Source organism: Sinorhizobium sp. CCBAU 05631 (genome assembly GCF_002288505.1).
GTDB classification, from domain to species: domain Bacteria; phylum Pseudomonadota; class Alphaproteobacteria; order Rhizobiales; family Rhizobiaceae; genus Sinorhizobium; species Sinorhizobium fredii_C.
Genome location: NZ_CP023063.1, coordinates 2,699,550 through 2,723,242 on the forward strand (window position 1 = coordinate 2,699,550; position 23,693 = coordinate 2,723,242).

The window sequence follows — 23,693 nt, forward strand, 5'->3', positions numbered from 1 at the left end:
CGAAGCCTCACGAAGCCGACCCCCTGACGCACCGAGCGTTGGCCGGGGTCGGCCGCATTTGTGGGCAGTCAAGGGACGGCTTGCCTGCCGGCCGACGGATAGGACGGGGAGGCCGGATTCTTGCTTAGTCGTCCACACTCTTGACGTGCCTAGCCATTGCAAAATAACTCGCAAATTGCTACTATTCTCACTTATTGCTAGCTCACGTTTCGATAATTTAAGTCCTATAGTCGCATTTTATTTTCATTACTTATTTCATTGCGAGGAGCTATGTTTACAGAAATTATTGAGCGTATTGAGGATTTTGAGAATATCCGCAAAACCTGGGACGAGCTTTATCGCAACGATCCCGACTCCCACCCTTGCCTTTCCTGGGATTGGCTGCGCCAGTACCTGCCCCGGCAGGAGCGGTGGTTTATCCTGGCGCTAAGGCGACCCGACGATGCGGATTACTGCGCCTTTCTGCCGCTTCGCGTGGCAACCTACCGCGACAAGACGAGCGGCCTGTTCTGCGACGAGATTCTGATGATCGGCAATCACGGCTCCGGCCGCGCCGGCCTGCTTTGCATGCCGGGCCTCGAGAATGAGGCGGCGGATGCATCCGCCAGCATCATTCGTCGCGAGAACTGGGCAAGCCTGCGGTTCGACTATCTCGATCTTGCCTCCGACCGGACTGAGCGCTTGCTCGACGCCTTTGCCGACGAACAGTTTATCCGCGAGGATGGCGGCGGCGGCGAGGACGGGTCCGATGTCTGCGAACAGCCGGTCCGCTGCCTCCTCGTCAAGACGCGCACCGGCCGCAATCTGCGCGACTGTCTCAATCAGCGCAGCATCGACTTCGTCTTCGAGCGCGCCATGGAGCTGCACAGCCGAGGCAAGCTGGACGCAGCGGAGACCGGGTATCGGCAGGTGATCCATGCAGCCCCCAAGCATGTCTATGCCCGCTACGGCTTGGCACAGCTCTGCACCGAAAGGGGAGACCACGCCGAAGCGGAACATCTTTATCGCGGCCTCCTCTCGGCTATGCCGGAGGCGGACAAGATCCAGCACCGGCTGGGCGACGCCCTGATGGCGCAAGCCCGCTACCATGAGGCGAGCGAAACCTTCGAGGATCTGCTTGCCCGAAGCGCGCATCTCGGCCTCGTCCGGTTCAAACTGGCCGTCTGTCTGCTGGCCGCAGGCCAGAGAGACGCTGCCATCGCCACCTTCCTGAGTTTCGAAGGCATCGCTTCCGACGATCCGGAGCATCTCCGATGCAAGCTCAGATCGCGGGAGGCGGTGTCGCGCCTGCGGTTGCGATCGGCGATGGAAGAGCAGAGGGCAACCAAGCGGACGCCGCAGAAGCCACTAGCGCAGGCGGGCCGTCGCTCCCGCGAGACCCCGGCGGCTCCCGCAATAGCCGTTCGGCTCCTGCCTCCGGCCGCACTCCTCAAGCCTTCCGTGCCCGCCGGCGTCTCCGCCCATCTGCATGCGAGACCGATCCGGATCGACCCCCACGGCTCGAAACGGAGACACTGACGGGCCGGACCCGGAATCAGCTTCGCCGTCCCGCTCGACAGAGCGGGACGGCGGCTTCCGTGCTGTTGCGCGTCCTGCCGGATGCGGAAACGAAAGCCGGTCGCGACGGGGCTGAAGCCCGCGAACGCCCTCGGCGTCGCCTACTTCATGTCTCCTTGAATCGATCTCGATTTAAGGACAAAGCCGTGCAGCCTTTCAAGGTGTTACAGCGACCTTTGCGCGTCTGATAGGACGCGCGGCGCTGTAATTAGGAACGCTTCTGCAGGATACCGTAGACGATGTTGCGGTTGGCGCCGAATTCCAGCCGAGCGTCGATCGCGTTGCGGTCGACGCTCGCATTGATGATGCTCCACATGGCCGCTTCCGAGCGCAGCAACAGCGCCCAGTTCATCAACGTCTCCATATAACCGTCGTCGCTGATGTCCTGCGCGAAATTGGCGAAGAGGAAGATCCCTCCCGGCTTCAGCATTTCGAGGCATCGCTGCGTGAGCTTCACCGCCACCTTGTCCGCCAAGTAATCATAGAGGCCGGCGGCGTAGATGAAGTCGAACTGGCCCAGTTCCTGGGACCTGGTCAGAAGGCCGCGAACGGAACCGTCGATCGCCTCGACGCAAGTTCCCCTGAAGTCGCGAACCATCGACCCGACGCTCGATGGGTCCTGATCGAGAGCGATCCAGCGCTTGATCCGCCGCTCCTGCAACGCCACCGAGCGATCGGCCTCGCGCAGATGACCGGCCGCGATCGTCAGGATTTCCGTCTCGGGCCCCTTTTCGGCGGCGATCGCGTCGACATGCCGGGTCAAGAGGTCGCGGCGTTCCCTGACGGCTACCGAGGACGGCGCATTCTTCGTGTATTCGTAAAGCGTGCGCCCAAGCGGAGAGGCCTTGGCGATCTCCTCGGACACGCTCGGATGGCCGTAGATGAAGTCGATCAGCTGCGCGTCGCCGGAATAGCCGCGCGGTTTGCGGAAGGACCAGCGCGTGAACGGATCCTCATGGAAGTAATTCGCCGCCGGATGGTTCTGGACGATCGGGATCAGCTCCTGCCAGACGCTCGGATCGGACTTGCGGCGTATCTCGTGAAGCGCGCCGATCAGCTGGTGAATGATCGACGGCGGCTCGCGGCGCTGCTCGATCTGCTGCTGGGCAATCATCAGCGCCAGAGCGACCTCGGCTTCGCCGGTTCTGAGCTGCTCGTCATGGCGATCCGTCTTGGCTGTCGAGAGTTCGGTTGTGATGGCGGTGGGGGTAATGAGGCTTTCGCCGTCGAAGGCAATCTGAATTTGGGTCACGCGAGACTCATCCGTTAATAGATCGTTAACATTATGCGCAAGAACCGCGAGTGCGCCAAATCCAATTTCAACCTTTCGAATATTATGGTTAACGACCGCCCCGACTGACCTGTTTTGCTACACTATTACGTGCACCTTTGCCCCATTTCCAATTCAGCAAAACTTAATGGACCTGAACTAATGTGCCGAACAATGCTGCGCGCCCTCAGTATCTCCCCAAGCAAGCGGCAAGTGCAGGACGCCCCCGTGCCACTCGTCGAAGAGAGACTTCGGGCTTACAAGAAGACGCAAACGCAATGGATCGGTGCATGAAGCACAGGCTGGCCGACGTAGTTGAGATCGACCTTCACAGAGAGCCGCCGCGACCGGCCTCGACCGAGCTGCGCGCGCTCTATGAAAACGAGGGTGAAGGCGCTCGCAAGCAGGCGACGCGGCACGGGTTCTGGACCGCTGTCGCGGTCTATCTGTTGTTTTCGATTACCGACATCCTGCTGGTTCCGGATGTGGCGCATTATACGATTGCGGCGCGATTCACGATTGCGATCGTCGCGCTGATGCTGATCGAGGCGCAGATCCGGCTGAACGCCAGCGCGAACGCGATCGACGTCACGGCTGCCGCAGCGCTCGTCGTCGCCTATGCCGGATGGCTCTATCCGGCGATGATGACCGCAGACACCGAAAGCATCTCCTATTACATGGTCTTCGGCGCGATCTTCATGATGAGCGTCAATCTGTTCTTCAGCTTCCAGTTCCGCGTTTCGCTGTTCGCATCCGTCACCATCCTGATGATTTTCTTTGCGGCGGTGCTGTCCTTCTCTCCGGCGGAGGTCTCCTACCGGCTCGCCTTCGGCACCTTCAACATCTCCTGCTTCGTCTTCACCTCCTATGTGAACTGGAAGCTCAACAGGGAGCGCTACAAGGTCTTTCTCAACGCCTTCGAAGCGCGCATTCAGCAGAAGGAGGCCTCCGAACGCGGCAGGGCCCTGCTGCGGCTGTCGAATACAGATTCGCTGACCGGCCTCGACAACCGCCGCGCCGTCGACCAGAAGCTCCGCGACTATTGGAGTGACTGGCAGAAGAAGGGAACGAGTTTCGCCGCGTTCCTCATCGACGTGGACTTCTTCAAGAAATACAACGACTTCTATGGGCACCAGGAGGGCGACCGCTGTCTCGTTCTCGTCGCCAGCGCTCTCAAGGACTCGATCGAGCCGGTCAACGGTTCGATCGGCCGCTACGGCGGCGAAGAGTTCATTGTGCTCGCCCGTCTGGAGACCAGCGACGAGGCGGCCGCGCTTGCCGAAGCGATCCGTTGCAGCGTGGAAAAACTGGCTCTGGAGCACGGGCAGCGGCGCGACGGAATGTCGGTCGTCACCGTCAGCGTCGGTGCGGCGTTCAGCCGAAATCAGACGGGCTCAAAGCTCGAGAGGCTGATCCACGAGGCCGATCGGGCGCTTTATGGCGCAAAGGCGAGCGGCCGCAACTGCGCCCGGCTCTTCGATCCGAATGATCCGCTCAGCAGCGACGAGAGCGAGAACATCGCCGCCCTGCTGAAAATTGCCATCGATCAGGACCTCGTCTCGCTCGTCTATCAGCCTATTCGAAACGTCGCATCGGGACGCGTCGATGCGGTCGAGGCGCTCATGCGGCTGAAAATGCTGGATGGCACCGCGGTGCCCCCCAGCCTCTTCATTCCGGTCGCGGAGCGCACCGGCGCCATCCTGGATCTCGGGCGTTGGGCGATCAAGAGGGTGTGCCGCGAACTTCTGGCCGCCGAGCACGTGCCCGTCGTCAGTGTGAACGTCTCCCCGATCCAGCTGAAATCACCGGGCTTCGCGGCCTCCGTAGCGGCGATTCTCGGCGAAACCGGCGTTGCCGGCGGCCGACTGGCTCTCGAAATCACCGAGGGCCTGGAGATGGAGATGCATTCCGATATCCTGCGCTGCATCAGCGACCTCAAGACGCTCGGCGTCAGGATATGGCTCGACGACTTCGGAACGGGCTTCGCCGGCCTGTCCTGGCTGCGGCTGATCGATTTCGACACGGTGAAGATCGACCGCTCCTTCCTGCACGACTGCGACACCCCGCGGGGCAAGGCGATGCTTGAGGACATTATCGGACTCGTGCGAAATCGCGGCCATAAGATCCTCGTGGAAGGCGTGGAGACCGAGGAACAACTGGCATTGATGCGACAATTCCGTATCGACCAGGTCCAGGGATTCCATGTCGGCCGTCCGGCGCCCGCGCAGACTTTCCGCCTCCCCTCAGTGCCAAAAACAGGCCAGCGGCGGCTCTGACACCCCCCCAGCACGGCCGGCTGACAAGCACCGCATTGAACGCCGAAGCTGACTCGACGGGCAATGGAAGACCTGCAGGCCGCCACGCTTGCCACCGAGGCCGCTTTGCCCACTTTGTGAGGTGCAAAGCGACCTTTACGTCGGAACGCTCAGCCCCACCTTGATCCTGTCCATGGCGACGAAGGTGCGGAAGCGTTTGACGTTGTTGTTGCCGAAGAACAGGCGGCGGGTGAGTGCTTCATAGTCGGCCATCGAGGGCACGACGATGACGAGGACGAAGTCGGCCTCGCCGGTCACGTAATAGCATTGCTGGATCTCAGGGGCGGCGGCGAATTCGCGCTTAGCCTGCTCAATCTGTTCCGCCGTCTCGCTGATGAGCTCCACCTCGACGAAGATGGTGATCGCCTGGCCGACGGCGGCGGGGTCGATGACGGCGATATTGGCGCGTATGACGCCCTGTTCCGTCATCCGCTTGATGCGCCGCTGTACGGCGGGTGCGGAGAGATTGACGGCCTCGCCGATCGTGCGCTGCGGCGTCGTGTTGTCGCGCTGCAGGATCTCGAGGATTTGGCGGTCGAAGGCATCGAGCTGCGGCGCGTTAGGGGGTGGCATGGTAACTCCCGAAACAAACTTGCAAAAGGAGGCGCGAATTTCAGCGCCTTGTACATGCGCTTCGCAATATGTTTCCGGCAAACAACAAGCGAGGTCTTCATGTTCATCCCCAACAGCAACGCGGATTATCGGCTGCCGCTCGAAACGGCGCATGCCACGATCCTCGGCTCGGACGCGGCGGCGGGCGTGGAACGCCACCTCGGCTATCGCGACCAACATGCCGAGACGCCGCTCGTCTCCCTGCCGGCTCTCGCGGCCGAAACCGGCGTTGCCGCGATTCATCTGAAGGACGAAGGACAGCGGCTGGGGCTCGGCAGCTTCAAGGCGCTCGGTGGCGCCTATGCCGTCATCCGTCTCGTCCTCGAAGAAGCCGAAGCAAAGTTGGGAAGGCCAGTCGATATGGCCGAGCTCTATTCCCCTGAGATCCGCAAGATCGCCGGTAGCATGACCTTTGCCTGCCACCGACGGCAATCATGGCCGGTCGGTCGCCCATGGCGCCGAGCTCGTCGGCGCGCGGGCGGCGATCTTTGTCCATGCCGGCGTCAGCGACGAGCGCGTGGCGGCGATCGCGCGCTTCGGGGCCGAGATGATCCGTGTCGCGGGAAGCTACGACGATTCCGTCAAGGGGGCCGCGCGTGTTGCCAATGAACGCAACTGGACCATCGTCTCCGACACCTCCTGGCCGGGTTACGAGCGCATTCCAGGACTGGTGATGCAAGGCTATACCGCGCTTGTGCGCGAGGCGCTCAGGCAGATGCCGGCGCCGCCGACCCATGTCTTCATCCAGTCCGGCGTCGGCGGCATCGCCGCTGCGGTCGCCGGCCATCTGGCGATCGTGCTCGGTGAGCGGCGGCCGGTCTTTACGGTCGTCGATCCCGCCCGCGTCGCCTGCCTGTTCGAAACGGCACGGGCCGGCCATCCCGTGACGGTGCCGCATGGCGAACCGACCGTCATGGCAATGCTCGAATGCCACGAGCCGTCGCTCGTCGCCTGGCGCATCCTGTCGCGCGTCGCCGATGCCTTCATGACCGTCGACGAGGAGGACGCCGTTGCGGTGATGCGGCGCCTTGCCAATCCGATCGGGACCGATCCGGCCGTCGTAGCCGGCGAGAGCGGCGGTGTCGGCCTCGCCGGTTTTCTAAAGGCGGTCGCCGATCGCGAAGTGAAGGCGGCGCTTTCCATGGGCCCGGAATCGCGCATCTTCCTGGTCAATACGGAGGGTGCGACCGATCCGGGCAAATACCAAGAGATCCTCGGGCTCTCGCCTGAGGATGTCGTGTCGCGAGGTGCAGCATGAGCAAACATTCCATCGATTCCGCCCGGCTGCTCGGCCGGCTTTCCGAACTCGGTGCGATCGGCCGCGACGAAGGTGGCCAGCTGACGCGTCTTGCCGCATCCAATGCGGACAGGGAGGGCCGCGACCGGCTCGTCTCATGGATTGAGGCGGCCGGCCTTGACGTCGCCGTCGACCGGATCGGCAATATCTTCGGCATCTGGGCTGCGGACGGCATGGCTGATGCCGCGCCGGTGATGCTCGGTTCGCACATCGACACGGTCATCAATGCCGGTATCTATGACGGATGCTACGGCGTGCTTTCGGGCCTCGAGGTGATCGAGACGCTCAAGGAAGCGGGCTTCATGCCGTCACGCCCCATCGTCGTTGCCACCTTCACCAATGAGGAAGGCGTGCGCTATGCGCCCGACATGATGGGGTCGCTCGTCTATGCCGGCGGACTCGATGCCGATGCGGCACTTGCCACGGTCGGAACCGACGGATCGAAGCTCGGCGACGAGCTCCGGCGGACGGGCTATGCGGGTGATAAGGGACCAGGCTTTTTGAAGCCGCACGCCTATATCGAACTGCATATCGAGCCGGGCCCGGTCCTGGAGCGCGAGGGCATCCCGCTCGGCGCGGTCGAAAACCTGCAGGGCATTTCCTGGCAGAAGGTGACGATCGAGGGTGATGCCAATCATGCCGGGACGACGCCGATCTCCATGCGGCGCGACGCCGGCCACGCGGCCGCCCGCGTCGTCACCTTCCTGCGGGAGCGTGTGAACGCGTCGAACACGCCGACGGTGGCGACCGTCGGCTGCATGGAATTCGAGCCCAACGCCATCAACGTCATCCCCTCGTGCGCGACATTCACGGTCGACCTGCGCGACCCGGACGAGGAGCGGCTGAAGCAGGAAGAAGCAGCCCTTGCCCGCTTCCTCGAAACGCTTTCAGCCGAAGAGGATGTCACGATATCGGTGGAACACCTGGCGCGCTTCGAGCCGGTGAAGTTCGACGAGAGGATCGTCGCGACCATCGAGGCTGCCGCCGAGGCACGCGCCCTTCCCTGCCGCCGGATGACGTCGGGCGCCGGCCATGACGCGCATATGATCGCGCGGATTGCGCCCACGGCGATGATCTTCGTGCCGAGCAAGGGCGGCATCGGCCATAATCCGAAGGAATTCACCGCGGCTGATGACCTGATTGCCGGCGCCAACATCCTGCTCGATGTCGTTCGCAAAATGACGGAGGAGGAATAGGCGATGGATCTCGGGCGACTGGTCTCTGAGATGCGGGAGTGGCGCCGCCACCTTCACGCCCATCCGGAATTCGGCTTCGAGGAAAGGCAGACCTCGGCTTTCGTCGCCGCAAAGCTTCGGGAGTTCGGGCTCGACGATGTCGCCGAAGGAGTCGGCGGCACGGGCGTCGTCGCGACACTGAAGCGGGGCAATGGCAACCGGTCGATTGCGCTCAGGGCCGACATGGACGCCCTGCGCATCTCCGAACAGTCGAACCTGCCCCATGCGTCGCGCCATCCCGGCTTCATGCATGCCTACGGCCATGACGGCCATACGGCGATGCTGCTCGGCGCCGCACGTCGCTGTCCACGTGGTGTGTCATCGGCGCTGTGGGTATGGCTGCGCGAGTTGGACTATATGCTGGGGTTATGGACTCCATGCCCACGGTAGACATTTAAAATAAGGCGGTCGGCCCCATGAGTCCGCTTTAGGCGTCGAAGGACCAGAGAGGGCGCCGGTGTGCCAGCGCGGTTCAACGTGTCGTTGCGTCACGTTCGAACACATCGTCCTCTAACGCGAGCAGGTCACTCGTGCTCCCCGAAAGGCCCTGCTTGCTCACCTTATAGGAGAAGGGGCGAATGAACCGCCCCGGTCTCATCGTAGCAACAGCGCCTGAGCGCTAGTTTTTCAGGCGCGCTTGAGGGCTGGCTCCAGGCCAACAGCGGCGGCTAACCCGCCGATATCCTTGATCTCGGTGTATTCGTAATAGGGATTGGCCGGCTCATGGCCGCGGTTGACCCAGACCTTGCTCTTGATGCCCAGGTCATAGGCGGTCATCAGGTCGTAGCGGAAGGATGAGGACACATGAGTAATGTCTTCGGGCCCGCAGCCGAGCTTGTCGAGCATGTATTCGAAGCCCTTCATCAGAGGTTTGTATGCCCCGACTTCTTCTGCCGTGATGACCATATGGATGGGCGCGCCCAGCTTTTCCACGTTCGACATGATCAGGCTGTTCATGGAGTTCGACAGGATGACTAGCGGAATTTCCTCGGCCACCCTGGACAGGCCAGCCGGGACGTCCGGGTGCGGACCCCAGGTTGGCACTTCGTCATAGATGCGTTGCGCGTCTTCGGGTCTGAACGGGATACCGATGCGTTTGCAGCTGCGCTCGACGGAATTGTGCACCACTTCGAGGAAAGGTTTCCATGGCCCTAGCACCTCGTCAAGGCGATAGCCTCTAAAAGCCTCGACAAAGCCGGCCATCGCTTCTGGGGAGAGACGCTCGCCGTAGACGCGCCGCGCAGCCCCGGCCATATCGAAATTTGTGAGCGTGCCGTAGCAGTCGAAGGTGACGTACTTCGGTCGAAATTGGGTCATGGCGTGTATTCCTTCCAAGTTTCCACGGCACAGTGTGCCGATACAAGATCATCGTAGTGGGCATGAGATCGCGGTGCGGATAGACCGCAATGCGGCAGCGAAGCAGACATCTTTGAGATGTCCGCATCTGATCAGTTTCGTTTCCTGTGCCTTTTTATATCAGGCCAATCCACCCAGGCGGAGCACTCCACCTTGACTACTGCATTCCGGCCAGTGGGAGCACCCTGGCATAACTTTGCGGCGATGGCAAGCAATTGTCCAACAATTTTTTGAATGGTCGACGTCCCGCTACTTTCCCACAGCTGGAGTACGTCGCTATTCATCAGCACAAATTTCTCGGCTGAAGCCTCCCGTTTTCCCTTTTTTCCAGCGATTACAAGAGCTCATCGGAGCATTCTGCCCGGTCGTCAATCGTTCATCCGGCAGCAAAAAGACTGATGCCTCCAACCGCAAAAGATCCCAATCGAAAAAATTGTTGTACAAAAATTAGATCGTGAGATACTGAGGCCATCGAGCTGCCCATTCTCGAGGCAGAAACTGAATGAGTTGAAGATGGGTCACAAGCATCAGTGCGGGCCAGCCCGCGTCCCTGAGCTTTCCGAGGCGTGCCATCCCGTGGGCGCAGCGGAAGCCGAAGAAATCGCCGAACGACTATATGGCGCGCGTGGCTCGGCCACGCGCTTTGAAACTGAGAAAGACGACACGTTCCTCCTCAACTGTGCGGCCCGCGGGAAGTTTGTGCTGAAGATCGCTCATCCTTCCGAGCGGATGGAGGAGCTCGATTTCCAGGTCGCGCTGATGCGTCATCTCGAGCAGCGGGCGCCAGATCTACCCGTCCCCCGTGCACTTCGCGACGTCGACGGCGGGGATTTGCCCATCATCACGACCAGTGCCGGCGAGCGGCGCGTGGTGCGGCTCATCACCTTCCTCCAAGGTACTCCGCTCGACCGGACATCTGCCACAGCCCCACAGCGCGAACGGATCGGCGAAATCCTGGCAAAGCTGCGTCATGCCATGGCCGATTTCTCGCATCCCGCAGACCGCCGGGCGCTGGCATGGGACGTCACCCATCTGCTCGATCTCACCGATCTGTTGAGCTTCATCCCCGGGGGCGGCAAGCGTGCCTGGACCGTCCGCGCGCTTGAGCGGTTTGCCGAAGTCAAGCCGAGCCTCGACCTGTGCCGGCGGCAAGTGCTCCACAACGACTTCAATACATCGAACCTAGTCGTCGATCATGCCAGCCCGCAGTTCCTGACCGGCGTCATCGACTTCGGCGATGCGGTCCGTACCGCTGTCGCCGTCGATGTCTCCACGGCGTTGATGAATCAAATGCCAAAAACCTTCGACCATGGGAACCGGCGTGACCTGTTCGACGAACCCCGCGACGTTCTGCGCGGCTATCTCCGCCACGCCGAACTGACGGACGAGGAACTCCGGCTCATCCCCTTCCTGTCGATGGGCCGTCTTGCGGTCCGTGCGCTGCTGACGTGTTGGCGCGCCGAAATCTTCCCCGAGAATAGCCGCTATATCCTGCGCAATACCGAAGCCGGCTGGGCCCACCTCGAGTGGTTCCACTCGATTTCGACCGCACAGATTTCCGATCTTCTGACACGATAGGAACCGTAATGTCCAAGCAAGCGACTACCCTGCCCAAGGGCTTCCGTGGCGACATGCCAAATGGCTTCAATCCTCAGGACACGTCTCATCTCACAAGTGATGATCTGGCGCATATCGCCAGGCGGCAAAGGCTGCTCGGGCCCGCTTATCGGCTCTTCTACAAGTCGCCGGTTGAGATCTCCCGTGCCAAGGGCGTCTTCCTCTATGACAAGCACGGCAACGAATATCTCGACGCTTACAACAACGTGGTATCCCTGGGGCACTCTCATCCGCGTGTCGTCGAGGCGATCCAGAAGCAGCTCGAGGTACTCTGTACCCACACGCGTTACATGCAGGAGCCCCTGCTGGACTATGCTGAAGCCCTGATCGATACGTTCGGTGGCGAACTCGGCCGGACCGGATGCGCGATGTTCACGTGCACCGGCTCGGAAGCCAACGATCTCGCCTTGCGTATCGCGCGCTACCACACACGCAAGACCGGCGTCATTGTTACGGCCGAAGCCTATCACGGCAACAGCGGCGCGGTGGCGGCAATATCGCCGTCACTCGGCAAGAAGTCGGCCCTGGACCCGTATCTTCGCACGATCGCCGCGCCGGATTCCTATCGCCTGCTCGTCGAGGAAATCGGCCGGCGGATGGCAGAGGATGTCGCGCGGCAGATCGCCGACATGGAACGGCATGGCGGCGGCCTAGCGGCCTTCATCGCCGACTCCGTCTTCTCCTCCGATGGTCTCTACGTCGATCCGACGGACGTATTGGCGCCGGTGGCGGAAGTGGTGCGCAAGGCGGGCGGGCTGTTCATCGCCGACGAGGTGCAGTCCGGATTCGGGCGGACCGGCACCCATCTTTGGGGTCACTCCCGCCACAAGGTCGATCCGGACATCGTCACCATGGGCAAGCCCATGGGCAACGGCTATCCCGTTGCCGGCGTAGTCCTGCGGCCCGAACTCGTTGCCGAATTCGGATCCAGCATGCGCTACTTCAACACCTTTGGCGGCAACTCCGTCGCTATCGCCGCTGCAAGGGCCGTGCTCGACACGATCCTCGAAGAGGGCCTGATGGACAACGCCGCCAAGGTCGGCGGCGAAATCCTCGACGGCCTCCGGGACCTACAGAAGAAATATGAATTCGTCGGCGATGTTCGCGGGGCCGGCCTCTATTTCGCCGTCGAACTCGTCAAGGATAGAGACCGGAAAACGCCGGACATGGACCGCGCACTTGCAGCCGTTAATGCCTTGCGCGACCGGCGCATCCTCATTTCCGCGACCGGAGCGGACGCGCATATCCTGAAGATCAGGCCCCCGCTCATCTTCACATCGGCCAATGCGGCGCGTCTGCTCGAGGGCGTCGACGAGGCGCTTCGGTCCGTGCAGATCTAGGACCCACCATGCAGCCGGGAGGCGCAATATCGTCTCCCTTGCCCTACGCCGCCGCATGTGGCGTAGGTATGCAAACAAAACAACGAGCAAAGCCAAAGCCATGCCGCCGCTGCACGCCAAGACTCAAGCCGAAGATCTTGAGATGAATGTCGAGCCCTTGCCCGCTAGCGCTGTGGAAATCCTGACCCACGCCTTGCGGCGGCGCATCTTGTCGGGAGATTTCCGACCGGGCGAGTTCCTTCGCGACGTGAAGATGTGCGAGGAGCATTCGACCTCGCGGCACACATTCCGTACAGCAGCCCAGGTGCTCGTCACCCAGGGCCTGCTGCGTCAGATACCGAACCGAGGCTTTGTGGTGCCCGAATTCGGACCCGACGATATTGTCGATATCACACGCGTGCGCGGCGCCATCGAGGGCGAGGCCATTCGTCTGATCGTGCTGACCGGCGTCATCCCATCTCAGGCGCTGGAGGCGGTTGAGGTTATGCACGCGTCGACTCTCTCCTCCGACAGATCCCTGCTGGTTGCCGCGGACCGTGACTTCCACCGCGCGATCATCGCGGCTAGCGGCAGCGCTCGACTGAAGCGAACCTATTCAGACCTCGAGGGCGAGATCGAGCTTCTCCTCGCACAGCGGCAGGATTTCTACGCCACTGCCGAAGAAATGGCGGAGGAACACGAGCGGCTCATCAACAGCTTGAGAGGCCGCCACTACGATACGGCGCGGGAGGCGTTCCAGGAGCACTGGGAAGATCTCCAGATCAAGTTGCTCGATCAACGTTGACCAGCGCTCCCCGGAATCTGACAGCTCGGGAGCATAACCTGCCAGGCGGCGCTGACGATGCCGGTGCCGCCGGTTCGACGCGGAGCAAGCACCACTTGGAAGCTCCTCTCCGGCTCCGCCAGAGACTGCTTCTCGGCGGAGTCGCGGCGTCAGCCATCCTCATCAGCGGGAGCTAGCCAATGAAACTTGATCGCATCGACGTCAAGATACTTAACGCATTGCAGAAGAATGGCCGAATGACGAATGTCGAGCTTTCGGAAATTGTCAATCTCTCGCCGAGTCCCTGTTTGTTGCGCGTGAAAAAGCTACAGGCGGAGGGCTATATCGAGGGTTATTCTGCCCATATCAATATCGGAAAACTGGGCCAGACGTTGACGGTGTTCACCGAGATCACGCTGAAGAACCACCGTCAACTGGACTTCGCGAGATTTCTTACGGCGATCGAGAAGGTCGATCAGGTCATCGAGTGCCATCTGGTTTCCGGAGGATACGATTATCTCGTAAAATTCGTCACCGCCGGAATCGAAGAGTATCAGACGCTGATGGAGCGGCTCCTCGATTGGGAAATCGGCATTGACAGGTACTTCAGCTTCGTCGTCCTGAAATCGCCCCTGGTCAAAGCGCATTTGCCGCTGGAAAGCCTTTTCCAAGCCTCGTAGCAGACCTTGATGCGGGCAGTGTGGCGGCCGCGCGTTGATGAGCAGGCGGCATCTCGTGCTGGTAGATTGATGAGAGACGACAACCGAAGAACCGGCGGGCTATAGAATGGATGCACCTCCATTTCAAAGCGCCCTAAGCGGGGAATTGCAGCATCTTCTGCTCCCTCGTTCGCTTGCCGTAAAGATCGCGTGCCGCCTCCACCATCTGAAAGTTGATCAGCGTGCCGAGGCCAAGGTCATCAATTTCGGGCGGATAGTGGCCATGCGCTTCGCCTTTTTTTGACAGGGATCCGTTTCCGTTGTGAGCAATCGTAGGCCGCGCCTCGGCCGCTGAACCGGCCGGATTCTTCGACTCGTCAGCAGAAACTTCTCGACCAAAGGCCAGGTTGGCTCTTTCGATTTCGCGCGGAGGCAACCGTCGAGGCCTGAGGGCGGAGCCGCCATAAGGACAAAAACAACATGACCCGCTTCTCAGCACCTGCCGCAAAAGGTAATCATGCCGCTATGCATATTCGCCCCGCCTCATCCGCTGACGCGCCCGCAGTCTGGTCAGTCATCAAGCGCGTGATCCGAGCGGGAGAAACATATGCGCTCGATCGCAATCTGAGCCGCGCTGAGGCTCTCGCCTACTGGTTGGGCGCAGACAAGGAAGTCTTCGTTGCCGAGCAAGCGGGCGCCATCCTCGGTACCTACTACGTACGTCCCAATCAGGCTGGCGGTGGTCGGCATGTTTGCAACTGCGGATACGTCACGGCGCCTGATGCGACCGGTAGGGGCGTCGCACGCGCCATGTGCGAACACTCATTGGTAACCGCCCGCGCCCGAGGGTATCGGGCAATGCAGTTCAACTTCGTGGTGAGCACCAACCAGCGCGCCACTTCGCTATGGCAGAAAATGGGTTTTGAAGTCGTGGGCACGTTGCCCGGCGCGTTCAGGCACCCGACACATGGCTATGTTGACGCCTTCGTTATGTATCAAGCGCTCTAGTGGCGGCTCCCGACGTTGGGGTGAGATGCCGTCCTGCCCATATCCGACATTGACACACCACAGACCGCGGAACCGTTCCGGCGGCCTTATATCGGTTGCGACAGCCCGGTCTCATTACGGCTTTCAATGGCTGGCGAACGGATGGAGCGGTGGCACCGTCGAACTCGACAAGCGAGTCCTTTTTTCCGCCAAGATCAACCGAGTGCCTGACTGACCAGCGCGTAGCTGCGGTGATGGGTGGGCTTGCTTTGCCCCCACGCGGCCCCGCGACGTCGCATCTTGATCCCACAGCCGGCGTGGTTGAGCCCGCGCGCGGTGAGCCATCCTGCAAGATCCGTGGAGACATCCGTGTCGATACGGACGAACTCGCCCTGGTGATGGGCGAGCAGGAAATCGATCAGGGCCCTGGCTTCGGAAGCGTTTCTCGCTACCACCGGTCCGATGACCAGCCCACGGCCGAAAGGCCGGATCGCCGCGAAGGCCTGGATCTCGCCGGCATCGCGAATGACAGCGAACTTCGCCCGCTCGCGCAGAATCGCCATCAATGCCGAACGGTCATGACCGCTTGCCGCGCGATCCAGCGCCACCAGGCTGGCATGATCGCCGCTCTCGCTCCATGCTACATGGGCCGGTGCCTCAACCCGCAACGGCTCGCCCTGGTGCTGCACGGTCTCTCCGGTGACAGCAAAACCCACTTTCTCGTAGAGTGGAAGACCTTCCTGCGTCGCCACCAGATAGCAGGTGCGCTCACCCGCTTTGGCAAGCGCCTCTTCCAACATCTTCCGGCCGAGGCCGCGGCCGCGCATCGCGGCATCGACGATGACCATGTTGATGGTGGCGGCGTCGTCGCCATAGGGCGTCATCATGATGGTCGCGACGAGGCGATCCTCTTCGAGTGCGACGATTCCCTGGCTGATTGACTGGACCAGTTCCCAATCCTCGCGCCGATGCGGCCATTGCACCTGGCGGGACAATTCCAATGCCCTGTCCAGATGCTTTGGTGTCATCTTCTCGAGAATGATCGCTTGGTTGATCATGATGCGGTTCCGGCCTGTGTCTTCAAGGTTCAAGGTAACCCGCATAAGACAGCAGTTCCTCCCGACGTACGGACATGCGCCACGCGTCCGCGCTAAGCTTTACCGCCTGTGCCGCATCTTGTGCCGACCATGACGGAATCTATACGCCGATGCCTGCACTTGGAAAGGCGCCGGCTGCAACTCTCTGCCAAAGCTTCTATGCGACGCAGAACAATCTGCTTCCCGTCGAGGCGAATCCGGCCACTAATCTCCCCGCTCTCCGACTATCGTGATTGCGGTGCTGGGCGTGCTGTGCGGATGGCAGAAAATAGAAAGGTCATGCATGAAAACGCTGCTGCTTAAGAAGGATGAAGTAAGACGGCTAATCGGCATGACGGAAGTCATCGGCGCGGTGGAAGAGGCATACAAGGGCTTTAACAGCGATCAGGTCGAACAACCCGACTACATCGGAATAGATCTCCCGTCGCCTCGCGGGGAAATCGACTTCAAGCTTGGGTACTACAAAGCCAATGAAGTGATCTCCATGAAAGCCTCTTCCGGAGGGTTCGTCGACAACCCGACAGCACACGGGGTGCCGAATGGCATGGCGACCATTTTCCTGTTTGATGCGAGAAGCGGTGCGTTGATTTGCGTCATGGATGGAAGCTTGATCCTTGGTCTCAGAACCGGTGCGTCCGGAGCCGTTTCCGTAAGGGCACTGGCGAGGAAAGAAGCCAGGAAAATTACATCGATCGGGACAGGAAACCAGGCAAGAATGCAAATCCGGGCGATCAATGAGATCATGAAGATCGAAGAGATCCATGCATGGGACAATCACCCGGATACGCTTTCAAGATACAAGACCGATATTGAGAGCGAATTTGGCATTCCTGTAATCATGGCCAACTCCAAGAAAGAAGCCGTTGAGCAGGCCGACATCCTGATCACGACGACCCGCGGGAAAGGGTCGCTTGTGGAAGCAGATTGGGTGAAGCCCGGCACGCACATCGTTGCCATCGGCACGGATCAACGCGGCAAACAAGAACTGGATCCGGAGATATTCAGGAACGCAAAGCTCGTCGTCGACTCGATTTCGCAATGCACAGAAAAGGGCGAGACCTGGCACCCATTGGATAGAAACATCATCACCAGAAACGACATCCACGGCGAAATCGGCGAGGTATTGTTGGGACAGAAGCCTGGACGAGAAAGTGATGACGAAATCACGATTTTCGATTCCACGGGGATGGCCGTACAAGACAATACGACAGCCAGCAAAATCTATCAGAACGCCATAGCCAATAACGTCGGCACATTCTTTCAGTTTTTTGAGTGATGACCATGCGCAATTACCCCACCATTCAGGACATCCGTGAAGCTCGGGAACGGCTGAAGCCGCACGTCAGGCACACGCCGCTGTTGCGTGCGGAGAAAATCGAGAAAGCCGCTGGTTGTCAGCTCTATCTCAAACCGGAGACCCTGCAGATTACGGGCGCCTTCAAAATCCGCGGCGCCCTCAACAAGGCTCTCTCGCTCTCGAGAGAAGAGATCGAAAACGGCATTATCGCGACGTCGTCGGGCAATCATGCCCAGGCGCTTGCTTACGCGGCCAAGATGCTCGGCGTAAAAGTGATATTGGTCCTTCCGGTGACCACGCCCAAAATCAAGATCGAAAACACCAAAGCCCTTGGGGCGGAAGTCATTCTTTTTGATGGTGATAATGCTGCTAGATGGAAAAAGGTCTACGAAATCGCTGAAGGAAACAAGTATGCGGTTATTCACGGCTTCGAGGACCCCGTTGTAATGGCAGGCCAGGGAACGATCGGGTGCGAGATACTCGAAGACCTGGAGGATGTGGACACGGTCATCGTCCCCGTAGGCGGCGGAGGCCTGATTTCGGGAATCGCTACCGCCATAAAGGAAACGAAGCCGTCGGTGCGCGTTATTGGGGCAGAGCCTGCCTTGACACCGAAGTATTTTCACAGCCGGATAAACAAGGAGCGCACATCGCTTCCCTTGAAGAACACTATTGCGGATGGGTTGAGGATAAGCGTACCGGGGCAAAACCCGTATCCGATTATCGAAAAGTATGTGGACGAGATTGTTCTTGTTGACGACGAGCACATCATCGCCGGGATGCGTGCGCTCGCCAAGGATGCGAAATTGATCGCTGAACCAGCCGCCTCGATTGGTGTCGGAGCACTGTTGGCGGGCAGCATAGACGTCAAGCCCGACGAAAAAGTCTGTGCGGTATTGTCTGGCGGGAACTGGGACCTAGGCGATCTTGCCGCAATATACGCGGCAGCGGGGTAATCAGTTACAGCTTCGGTCAGTTCAGCGCCCCGTACGCAGTTGAACGTCCGCGCTGCCTATCACCAAGCAAGAACCTGCCCGTCCGGAATGCGAGCTCGAAGCACGCCATTCGGCGATCAGCTGGGCAACGACCGCCCTAAGCGGCCAATCCTGCACGTGATCCGGAAAGGCTGCAACGCGTTGTGGAAAGCGGTTACGTGCGCCAATCCGTTTCTGGCGCAGTTCCCTGCTAGCTAGCCTAGCTAGCGGCCGCTCAGGCCTTTGAACTTCCTTGACGGGCATATTTTGCGGCCGCTCCAACGTGGGGGGAGATCGAACCCCTACGCGCTGCCAGCCGGACAATGCAAGCCTCAGCTAAATTAGCTTCAGAGCGGCCAACAAACCGAACAACATGCTGGCGACCCCCCCGAAAGGCCGCAGCCCACCGCTCATGCAGCTGTGTAAGATATCACTCGTTGGATGGAGACCCGAGGCCAAATGTATCAAAGCCATCCACGCGCATGCCCCCTCTCCCTCCTCCCAGGGGTAAACTGGCTGCCGTCGAACTGGCCCCGACGGTAGCCACATTTTTTCTGAGACTCCAGACCGCGTCGAACGCAAACCTTTGGCGGCAACTCCCGCCTGACCGTCGTCTCATCTATCGAGATGCGGAATTCCTGAAAGATCCACTGCACCAGATCCAAGCGCCGCCAGCGGACGACAGCATGGATCGCGGGCATCAGCCCGCTCTCGACGATCTTCGCCAGCGCCTAGCGCTGCGCATAGCCACTGCCTGCTCGCCTTGGCCACAGCGTCAACGAGATCGCCTTTGATGAACTGTGCGACGAATTCCAGATCTGCCCAAAGCTTTGACGACAACCTCGTTTTCGAGACCCTTGTCTTTCCAAATGGGGAACGCGCCAAAATCTTCTCGGAACCCAGCTCCACGAGCCCTCTGACGCGGCGCGAACATGGTTCAGGGAAGCATGTCCTTCATCCGGTAATAGGCACCCACAATTGGCAGGAACCAAGGCTTGCCGGTGTGCATCGGCACGGCGCGCCAAGCCATTCCCTCAAGCGGATTGGCATCCTTTCGCCCCATCGCCATATCGGCCAGGGCGTTACCCATGAAAGTCGACAGCTGAGCTCCGTGTCCCGAATAGCCCATGCTGTAAATCACACCGTCGGCGCTGCCAGCCCGGGGATAACGATCTTGGGTGCATCCAACGAGGCCGCCCCAGCAATAGTCAATCTCGACGCTCTCAAGCTGCGGAAATATGCCGACCATTTGCTTGCGCAAGAGCTGACCGGAGCTGACGTCGGTCTTCTGGTTCGACTCGGCCGAAAATCTCGCCCGGCCGCCGAACAGCATACGGTTATCCGGCGTCAGGCGAAAATAGTTCGCGATGTTCAGCGAGTTTGTAAAGTTGCGGTTTCCCGGAACAGTCGCGGCAATCTCCTGTTCGGTGAGAGGGCGCGTGGCGATGATGAAGGAAGCGATCGGCATCATCCTTCGGGAGAAATAGCCGAACGCGCCAGATGTATAGGCGTCAGTCGCCAGAATAACCTGGCGAGCGGTAAGCGAACCGGTCGGCGTTATGAGCCTCCAACCATTTGCTGCGCGCTCGCGGCCAATGACAGGGTTCTGCTCCCAGATTGCCGCGCCATAGCGATGGGCGGCATTGGCGACACCATTGGCGTAGCGGCCCATGTGCATCATGGCGGATTTCGGAGACAGGATCGCTCCGTGGAACGCACCCGAACGGACCTCGTTGCGAAGATCCTCACGAGTGAGCCATTCAGCCGACGGATCGACCTCGCGGCGGATCTCTTCAAAGATCGCCTGCAGCTTTCCGACGTGAGAAGGCTTGGATGCGAGCTTGAGTTTTCCGCCTCTGCGGAAGTTGCAGTCGATCTTTTCCTCCTCAATGAGCGCTTCGATCATGTCGATCGAGTCATCGTAGGCACGCCACAATCGGCGCGCCTGGATTTCCCCGAAATGGCGCTTGGCGGCACTGAAGCTCGCGAAATGCCCGCTGTTGAGGTGCCCGCCATTACGGCCAGACGCGCCATAGCCGACATGCTCGGCTTCGAGCAAAGCGACTTTTACCCCTGACTTCGCGAGCTTGCGCGCGGCACTGAGGCCGGTGAAGCCGGCACCGATCACCGCGACCTCGAAGTCACCTGAGACAGGCCCGACCACGCCCCCGGCGAATGGAACGGAGGTTTCATGCCAGTAGGAGGCGAATTTCATCGCTGCACACCCTTCATGCTAATCTAAGCCCGGTTCGGATAGCTAGAGTGTACGCCCGCTTCTGCGGATGAGCAGCGGCACAAACGTTCTTGTTTCGCAACAACTACCTGCGTTTAGTGGCGCAAACCACAGGATCTTCTGTTTGCGGGTAAACTCCGCCGCGTGCAGTTCAGTAGCCGCGTGTCCGATCGACGAGGCCGACCAGATTTTCTCCGGCGCGGTGTCGTCGGATGTTTTCTATGACCGCTTGTGCTGCCGTATGCGGTTGCGTCACGGAGGCGATATGCGGCGTTAACACCACCTTCGGATGGGACCAGAGTGGATGGTTTTCGGGTAGCGGCTCGGGATCCGTCACGTCGAGCATTGCTGCGGCCAGATGATCGTTGTCGAGCGCCTCGATAAGGGCGGTCTGGTCAAGCTGCGGGCCTCGGCCAACATGCAGCAGCCGTGCGCCCACCGGCAGCAGCGAGAAGAGCTCGGCATTGAGAATGCCGCGAGTCTCGTCGGTCAGCGGCAGCAGACAGACGAGAATATCCGTCTGCATCAGAAAGCGGGCAAGCTCATCTGCTCCATGGAAGCAGGTGACGCCGTCCAGCTTCTTTCTGCCGCGGCTCCATCCGGATAGCGGAAACTGAAACGGCTTCAAGCGTTCGATTGCCGCCTGGGCCAACATACCGAGACCCAGGAAGCCCACTCGTCGTTCGGTCGCCTGCGGAGCGGCAAGAGCCTGCCACATATGGCGTTTCTGCAGCTCCCGATAGGCAGGCAACTCCCGGTGCAGGGTCAGAACGCCGAGGGCAACATATTCCTGCATCATTCGAATGATGCCATCCTCGACCATGCGAACGATTTTTACATGGTCAGGGACGCCGTCCTGGTTGAACTGGTCGACGCCTGCGCCGATGGAAAACAGTACTTCCAGATTGCGATAGCGCGAGATGTCAGCGGGAACAGTCCAAGTCAGGAGATAACGCACCTTGTCCGGGTCTACGGTTTCGCTGTGATGAAAAAATTCCACATCCGGGAGCTCGCGCGCAAAGAGCTCACGAAAAACTGCCCCGCGTGCGGCATCGGAATTGAAGAGAAATGCCATGTAATTCACCCTCTTTCATCATGCGGCAAGGTGCTTGCCGAGATCCTCGACCATCTTCTGGCACCCCGCGAGTTCGCCGGTCTCAATGTATTCATTGGGACGATGGGCGCGGTCGATATTCCCCGGGCCGCAAATGATCGCGTCGATGCCGGCCTCCTGATAAAGCCCCGCCTCGGTGCCATAGCTCACTGCCGCAAGCGGCTCGTGCCCCGTCAACTGTGGCACACCGCGGGCGCCCGCCTCTTCGTCATAGGAAAAGGCAAGATCGACCGGCCGCTGTAGGTTCATGCCTGCAAGCTTCGGCAATGCGGCCAAAGCACAGGTGAGAAAACCTTTCATGTCGGACGTGCCGCGGCCGTAAAGCTTATCCCTCTGCGCAGGACGAAAGGATCCGAACTCCATTCCCGTTCGCCGGCCGGCACGACATCCATGTGGCCAGACAGAATATAACCCCTGCCCTCGCGCGGCCCGATGGTGGCAAACAGATTAGACCGGCCACCTTCGGGGCCGGGGTGGACCGTCACTTCAGCCCCCGCTGCCAGACAGTACGAACAAATCCAATCGACAATCGCGCTGTTTGGAGTGCCCACGACAGAGGGAAATGCGATCAACCTTGCGAGGATCTCTTCGACGTTCATGGGGACCTTGCCTTCAGAGTTGACCCGTGACAGTCAGGTTAAGCCGAGGCAGGAGTTTTCTCTGCCGAACATAGCTTCGGTTCGGCTGAAGATTTCGAATAGTTGCCGCGAACAAGTGAAACCTGCAGGCCACTGCGTGCAATAGTGTACCTATGTTGCAATCGGCGGTGGAATCAAAGACGCTGTTTGCTCGAGAGTTGGCCTCCGATGAACGGAGCGGATTGAACTGAAATGCAAAGATCAGTGCGCCTGAAATCCTTTGAATTGACAGCGCGGGATATCAACGATGTCGACGTGAGCTTGCTTCACGCGCTGTCGATCGGGGTTGGTTGGCCACACCGGCCAAAGGATTGGGATTTCCTGCGCCGCGCCGGCCACGGCATCGTCGCCGTGGATGGTATCGGACGTGTGTTCGGAAGCGCGATGTGGTTTCCGCACGGGGACGACTTCGCCACCGTCGGCCTGGTGATCACATCGCCCCGCACGCAAGCGCAGGGAAACGCCCGATGGCTCATGGAGCAGGTGTTTGAACGCTGCGCCGGCCGCAACTTAAGCCTAAACTCGACCGATGCGGCCTATAAGCTGTACCTGTCGCTCGGCTTCAAGAAGGTAGCAATCGTATACCAGTACCAGGGGGACGTCGCACCGACGCTTCCGACTCTGCCGCCCCTGAACGGTGAATTGAGCGAACCATCAAGCGACGAGCTCGATGAGATCACCGCTCTCGATGCGCGGGCCTTCGGCGTAGATCGCGGCAAGCTGCTCGCACTGCTTTCGGAAAATGCTTCAACTTCTATATTGCGACGAGGTGGCGAAATTGTCGGCTATTCCATGCGTCACGAGTTCGGGCGCGGCCATGTCGTCGGCCCAATAGTGGCAAGCAATGATCATGACGCAATCCATCTCACAGCCGTGCATTTGAAGCGGCTTGCAGGACAGTTCGCTCGCATCGACACGCGTGACAAGGCGGCCTTTGCCGAATTTCTGCAGCAGTGCCGACTCGCGGTTTCCGAGACGGATACGACCATGTCCAAGGGCCGCCGGTTCCTGAACCGAAAAGACAACGAGCCGTGGGTCTATGGCTTGGCCGGCCATGCGTTGAGCTGAAATACAAGCACCCCAACTGGCGCCTTGCTCCGCGGAGGGTAGCGCATGGCAGTTTTTTCCACGCGTCAAGCTCGATGATGATCTGGCCCAGGAAATACTGTTGCTGAACCTTGTGTATCCGCTTTTGGTACGAGGATGATGCCGCTCGCGCGGCACTGTCGCCCGTGGTGAGGGTGCAGCGATGATCTGAGCCCGTTTGCGGGTTTTGCCGTCCTGGCTGAGGGTTGAGTGTCTCAATCATCAACCCCAGGCCATCATGCAAGA

Annotated in this window: 17 protein-coding genes and 4 pseudogenes; 13 read left to right on the plus strand and 8 right to left on the minus strand. The window is 60.1% G+C overall.

Annotated features, from left to right (window positions below; genetic code table 11):
• Positions 1-270: 270 nt before the first annotated feature.
• Positions 271-1,518, plus strand: coding sequence for a tetratricopeptide repeat protein (locus SS05631_RS13240; protein WP_037425744.1), 1,248 nt, complete (start codon positions 271-273; stop codon positions 1,516-1,518).
• A 247-nt stretch (positions 1,519-1,765) separates the two neighbouring features.
• On the opposite strand, the gene SS05631_RS13245 is transcribed toward SS05631_RS13240, so the two are convergent.
• A complete protein-coding gene (locus tag SS05631_RS13245; RefSeq protein ID WP_037425747.1) occupies positions 1,766-2,809 on the minus strand; it encodes a class I SAM-dependent methyltransferase in 1,044 nt (347 codons plus the stop codon).
• A 308-nt stretch (positions 2,810-3,117) separates the two neighbouring features.
• Between SS05631_RS13245 and SS05631_RS13250 the strand changes: the two genes are divergently transcribed.
• Positions 3,118-5,103 carry a GGDEF and EAL domain-containing protein gene (locus SS05631_RS13250; RefSeq protein ID WP_037425751.1) on the plus strand — a complete coding sequence of 662 codons (1,986 nt, stop codon included), beginning with the start codon at positions 3,118-3,120 and terminating at the stop codon, positions 5,101-5,103.
• A 135-nt stretch (positions 5,104-5,238) separates the two neighbouring features.
• On the opposite strand, the gene SS05631_RS13255 is transcribed toward SS05631_RS13250, so the two are convergent.
• A complete protein-coding gene (locus SS05631_RS13255) occupies positions 5,239-5,715 on the minus strand; it encodes an Lrp/AsnC family transcriptional regulator (RefSeq protein ID WP_037425749.1) in 477 nt (158 codons plus the stop codon).
• Between the two features lie 99 nt (positions 5,716-5,814).
• On the opposite strand from SS05631_RS13255, the pseudogene SS05631_RS13260 reads away from it, so the two are divergent.
• From SS05631_RS13260 to SS05631_RS13270, 3 genes and pseudogenes are all read left to right on the plus strand, one after another.
• A pseudogene (locus SS05631_RS13260) lies at positions 5,815-7,012 on the plus strand (diaminopropionate ammonia-lyase).
• The gene (locus SS05631_RS13265) at positions 7,009-8,247 is read left to right on the plus strand and encodes a Zn-dependent hydrolase (RefSeq protein ID WP_037425756.1); all 1,239 of its coding nucleotides are present in this window, start codon (positions 7,009-7,011) and stop codon (positions 8,245-8,247) included. The pseudogene SS05631_RS13260 and the gene SS05631_RS13265 overlap by 4 nt, the downstream one beginning before the upstream one ends.
• Positions 8,248-8,250: 3 nt before the next feature.
• A pseudogene (locus tag SS05631_RS13270) lies at positions 8,251-8,586 on the plus strand (M20/M25/M40 family metallo-hydrolase); the annotation flags it as partial.
• Positions 8,587-8,913: 327 nt separating this feature from the next.
• On the opposite strand, the gene SS05631_RS13275 reads toward SS05631_RS13270, so the two are convergent.
• On the minus strand, positions 8,914-9,603 hold the full coding sequence (locus SS05631_RS13275) for a haloacid dehalogenase type II (RefSeq protein WP_037425763.1): 690 nt from the start codon (positions 9,601-9,603) through the stop codon (positions 8,914-8,916).
• Positions 9,604-10,218: 615 nt separating this feature from the next.
• Here SS05631_RS13275 and SS05631_RS13280 point away from each other — a divergent pair.
• The 4 genes from SS05631_RS13280 to SS05631_RS13295 all read left to right on the plus strand — a co-directional run bounded on the left by SS05631_RS13280 (position 10,219) and on the right by SS05631_RS13295 (position 14,042).
• On the plus strand, positions 10,219-11,220 hold the full coding sequence (locus SS05631_RS13280; RefSeq protein ID WP_083854300.1) for a phosphotransferase: 1,002 nt from the start codon (positions 10,219-10,221) through the stop codon (positions 11,218-11,220).
• 8 nt (positions 11,221-11,228) lie between these two features.
• Positions 11,229-12,599, plus strand: a complete 1,371-nt coding sequence (locus SS05631_RS13285; protein ID WP_037425767.1) for an aspartate aminotransferase family protein — start codon at positions 11,229-11,231, stop codon at positions 12,597-12,599.
• 100 nt (positions 12,600-12,699) lie between these two features.
• A complete protein-coding gene (locus SS05631_RS13290) occupies positions 12,700-13,383 on the plus strand; it encodes a GntR family transcriptional regulator (RefSeq protein WP_037425770.1) in 684 nt (227 codons plus the stop codon).
• A gap of 179 nt (positions 13,384-13,562) precedes the next feature.
• The gene (locus SS05631_RS13295; RefSeq protein WP_037425773.1) at positions 13,563-14,042 is read left to right on the plus strand and encodes an Lrp/AsnC family transcriptional regulator; all 480 of its coding nucleotides are present in this window, start codon (positions 13,563-13,565) and stop codon (positions 14,040-14,042) included.
• A 142-nt stretch (positions 14,043-14,184) separates the two neighbouring features.
• On the opposite strand, the pseudogene SS05631_RS31015 reads toward SS05631_RS13295, so the two are convergent.
• Positions 14,185-14,306, minus strand: a pseudogene (locus SS05631_RS31015) (haloacid dehalogenase type II); the annotation flags it as partial.
• Between the two features lie 240 nt (positions 14,307-14,546).
• On the opposite strand from SS05631_RS31015, the gene SS05631_RS13305 reads away from it, so the two are divergent.
• A complete protein-coding gene (locus SS05631_RS13305; RefSeq protein ID WP_037425778.1) occupies positions 14,547-15,029 on the plus strand; it encodes a GNAT family N-acetyltransferase in 483 nt (160 codons plus the stop codon).
• Between the two features lie 194 nt (positions 15,030-15,223).
• Here SS05631_RS13305 and SS05631_RS13310 read toward each other — a convergent pair whose 3' ends face one another.
• Entirely contained in the window at positions 15,224-16,066 is an 843-nt protein-coding gene (locus SS05631_RS13310) for a GNAT family N-acetyltransferase (RefSeq protein ID WP_037425830.1), read from the minus strand.
• Positions 16,067-16,388: 322 nt separating this feature from the next.
• Between SS05631_RS13310 and SS05631_RS13320 the strand changes: the two genes are divergently transcribed.
• Complete coding sequence (locus SS05631_RS13320) at positions 16,389-17,381, plus strand: ornithine cyclodeaminase family protein (RefSeq protein WP_037425781.1); 993 nt, start codon at positions 16,389-16,391, stop codon at positions 17,379-17,381.
• A complete protein-coding gene (locus SS05631_RS13325; RefSeq protein ID WP_172900179.1) occupies positions 17,381-18,358 on the plus strand; it encodes a threonine/serine dehydratase in 978 nt (325 codons plus the stop codon). Before SS05631_RS13320 ends, SS05631_RS13325 begins: the two co-directional genes overlap by 1 nt.
• Positions 18,359-19,313: 955 nt before the next feature.
• Here the strand turns inward: SS05631_RS13325 and SS05631_RS13335 are convergent.
• The 3 genes and pseudogenes from SS05631_RS13335 to SS05631_RS13345 form a co-directional block, all read right to left on the minus strand.
• Complete coding sequence (locus SS05631_RS13335) at positions 19,314-20,591, minus strand: FAD-binding oxidoreductase (RefSeq protein ID WP_037425787.1); 1,278 nt, start codon at positions 20,589-20,591, stop codon at positions 19,314-19,316.
• A 169-nt stretch (positions 20,592-20,760) separates the two neighbouring features.
• Positions 20,761-21,684, minus strand: a complete 924-nt coding sequence (locus tag SS05631_RS13340) for a glyoxylate/hydroxypyruvate reductase A (RefSeq protein ID WP_037425790.1) — start codon at positions 21,682-21,684, stop codon at positions 20,761-20,763.
• A gap of 18 nt (positions 21,685-21,702) precedes the next feature.
• Positions 21,703-22,322: pseudogene (locus tag SS05631_RS13345) on the minus strand (M20/M25/M40 family metallo-hydrolase).
• Positions 22,323-22,553: 231 nt separating this feature from the next.
• Between SS05631_RS13345 and SS05631_RS13350 the strand changes: the two are divergent.
• The gene (locus tag SS05631_RS13350; RefSeq protein WP_037425793.1) at positions 22,554-23,429 is read left to right on the plus strand and encodes a GNAT family N-acetyltransferase; all 876 of its coding nucleotides are present in this window, start codon (positions 22,554-22,556) and stop codon (positions 23,427-23,429) included.
• Positions 23,430-23,693 lie beyond the last annotated feature (264 nt).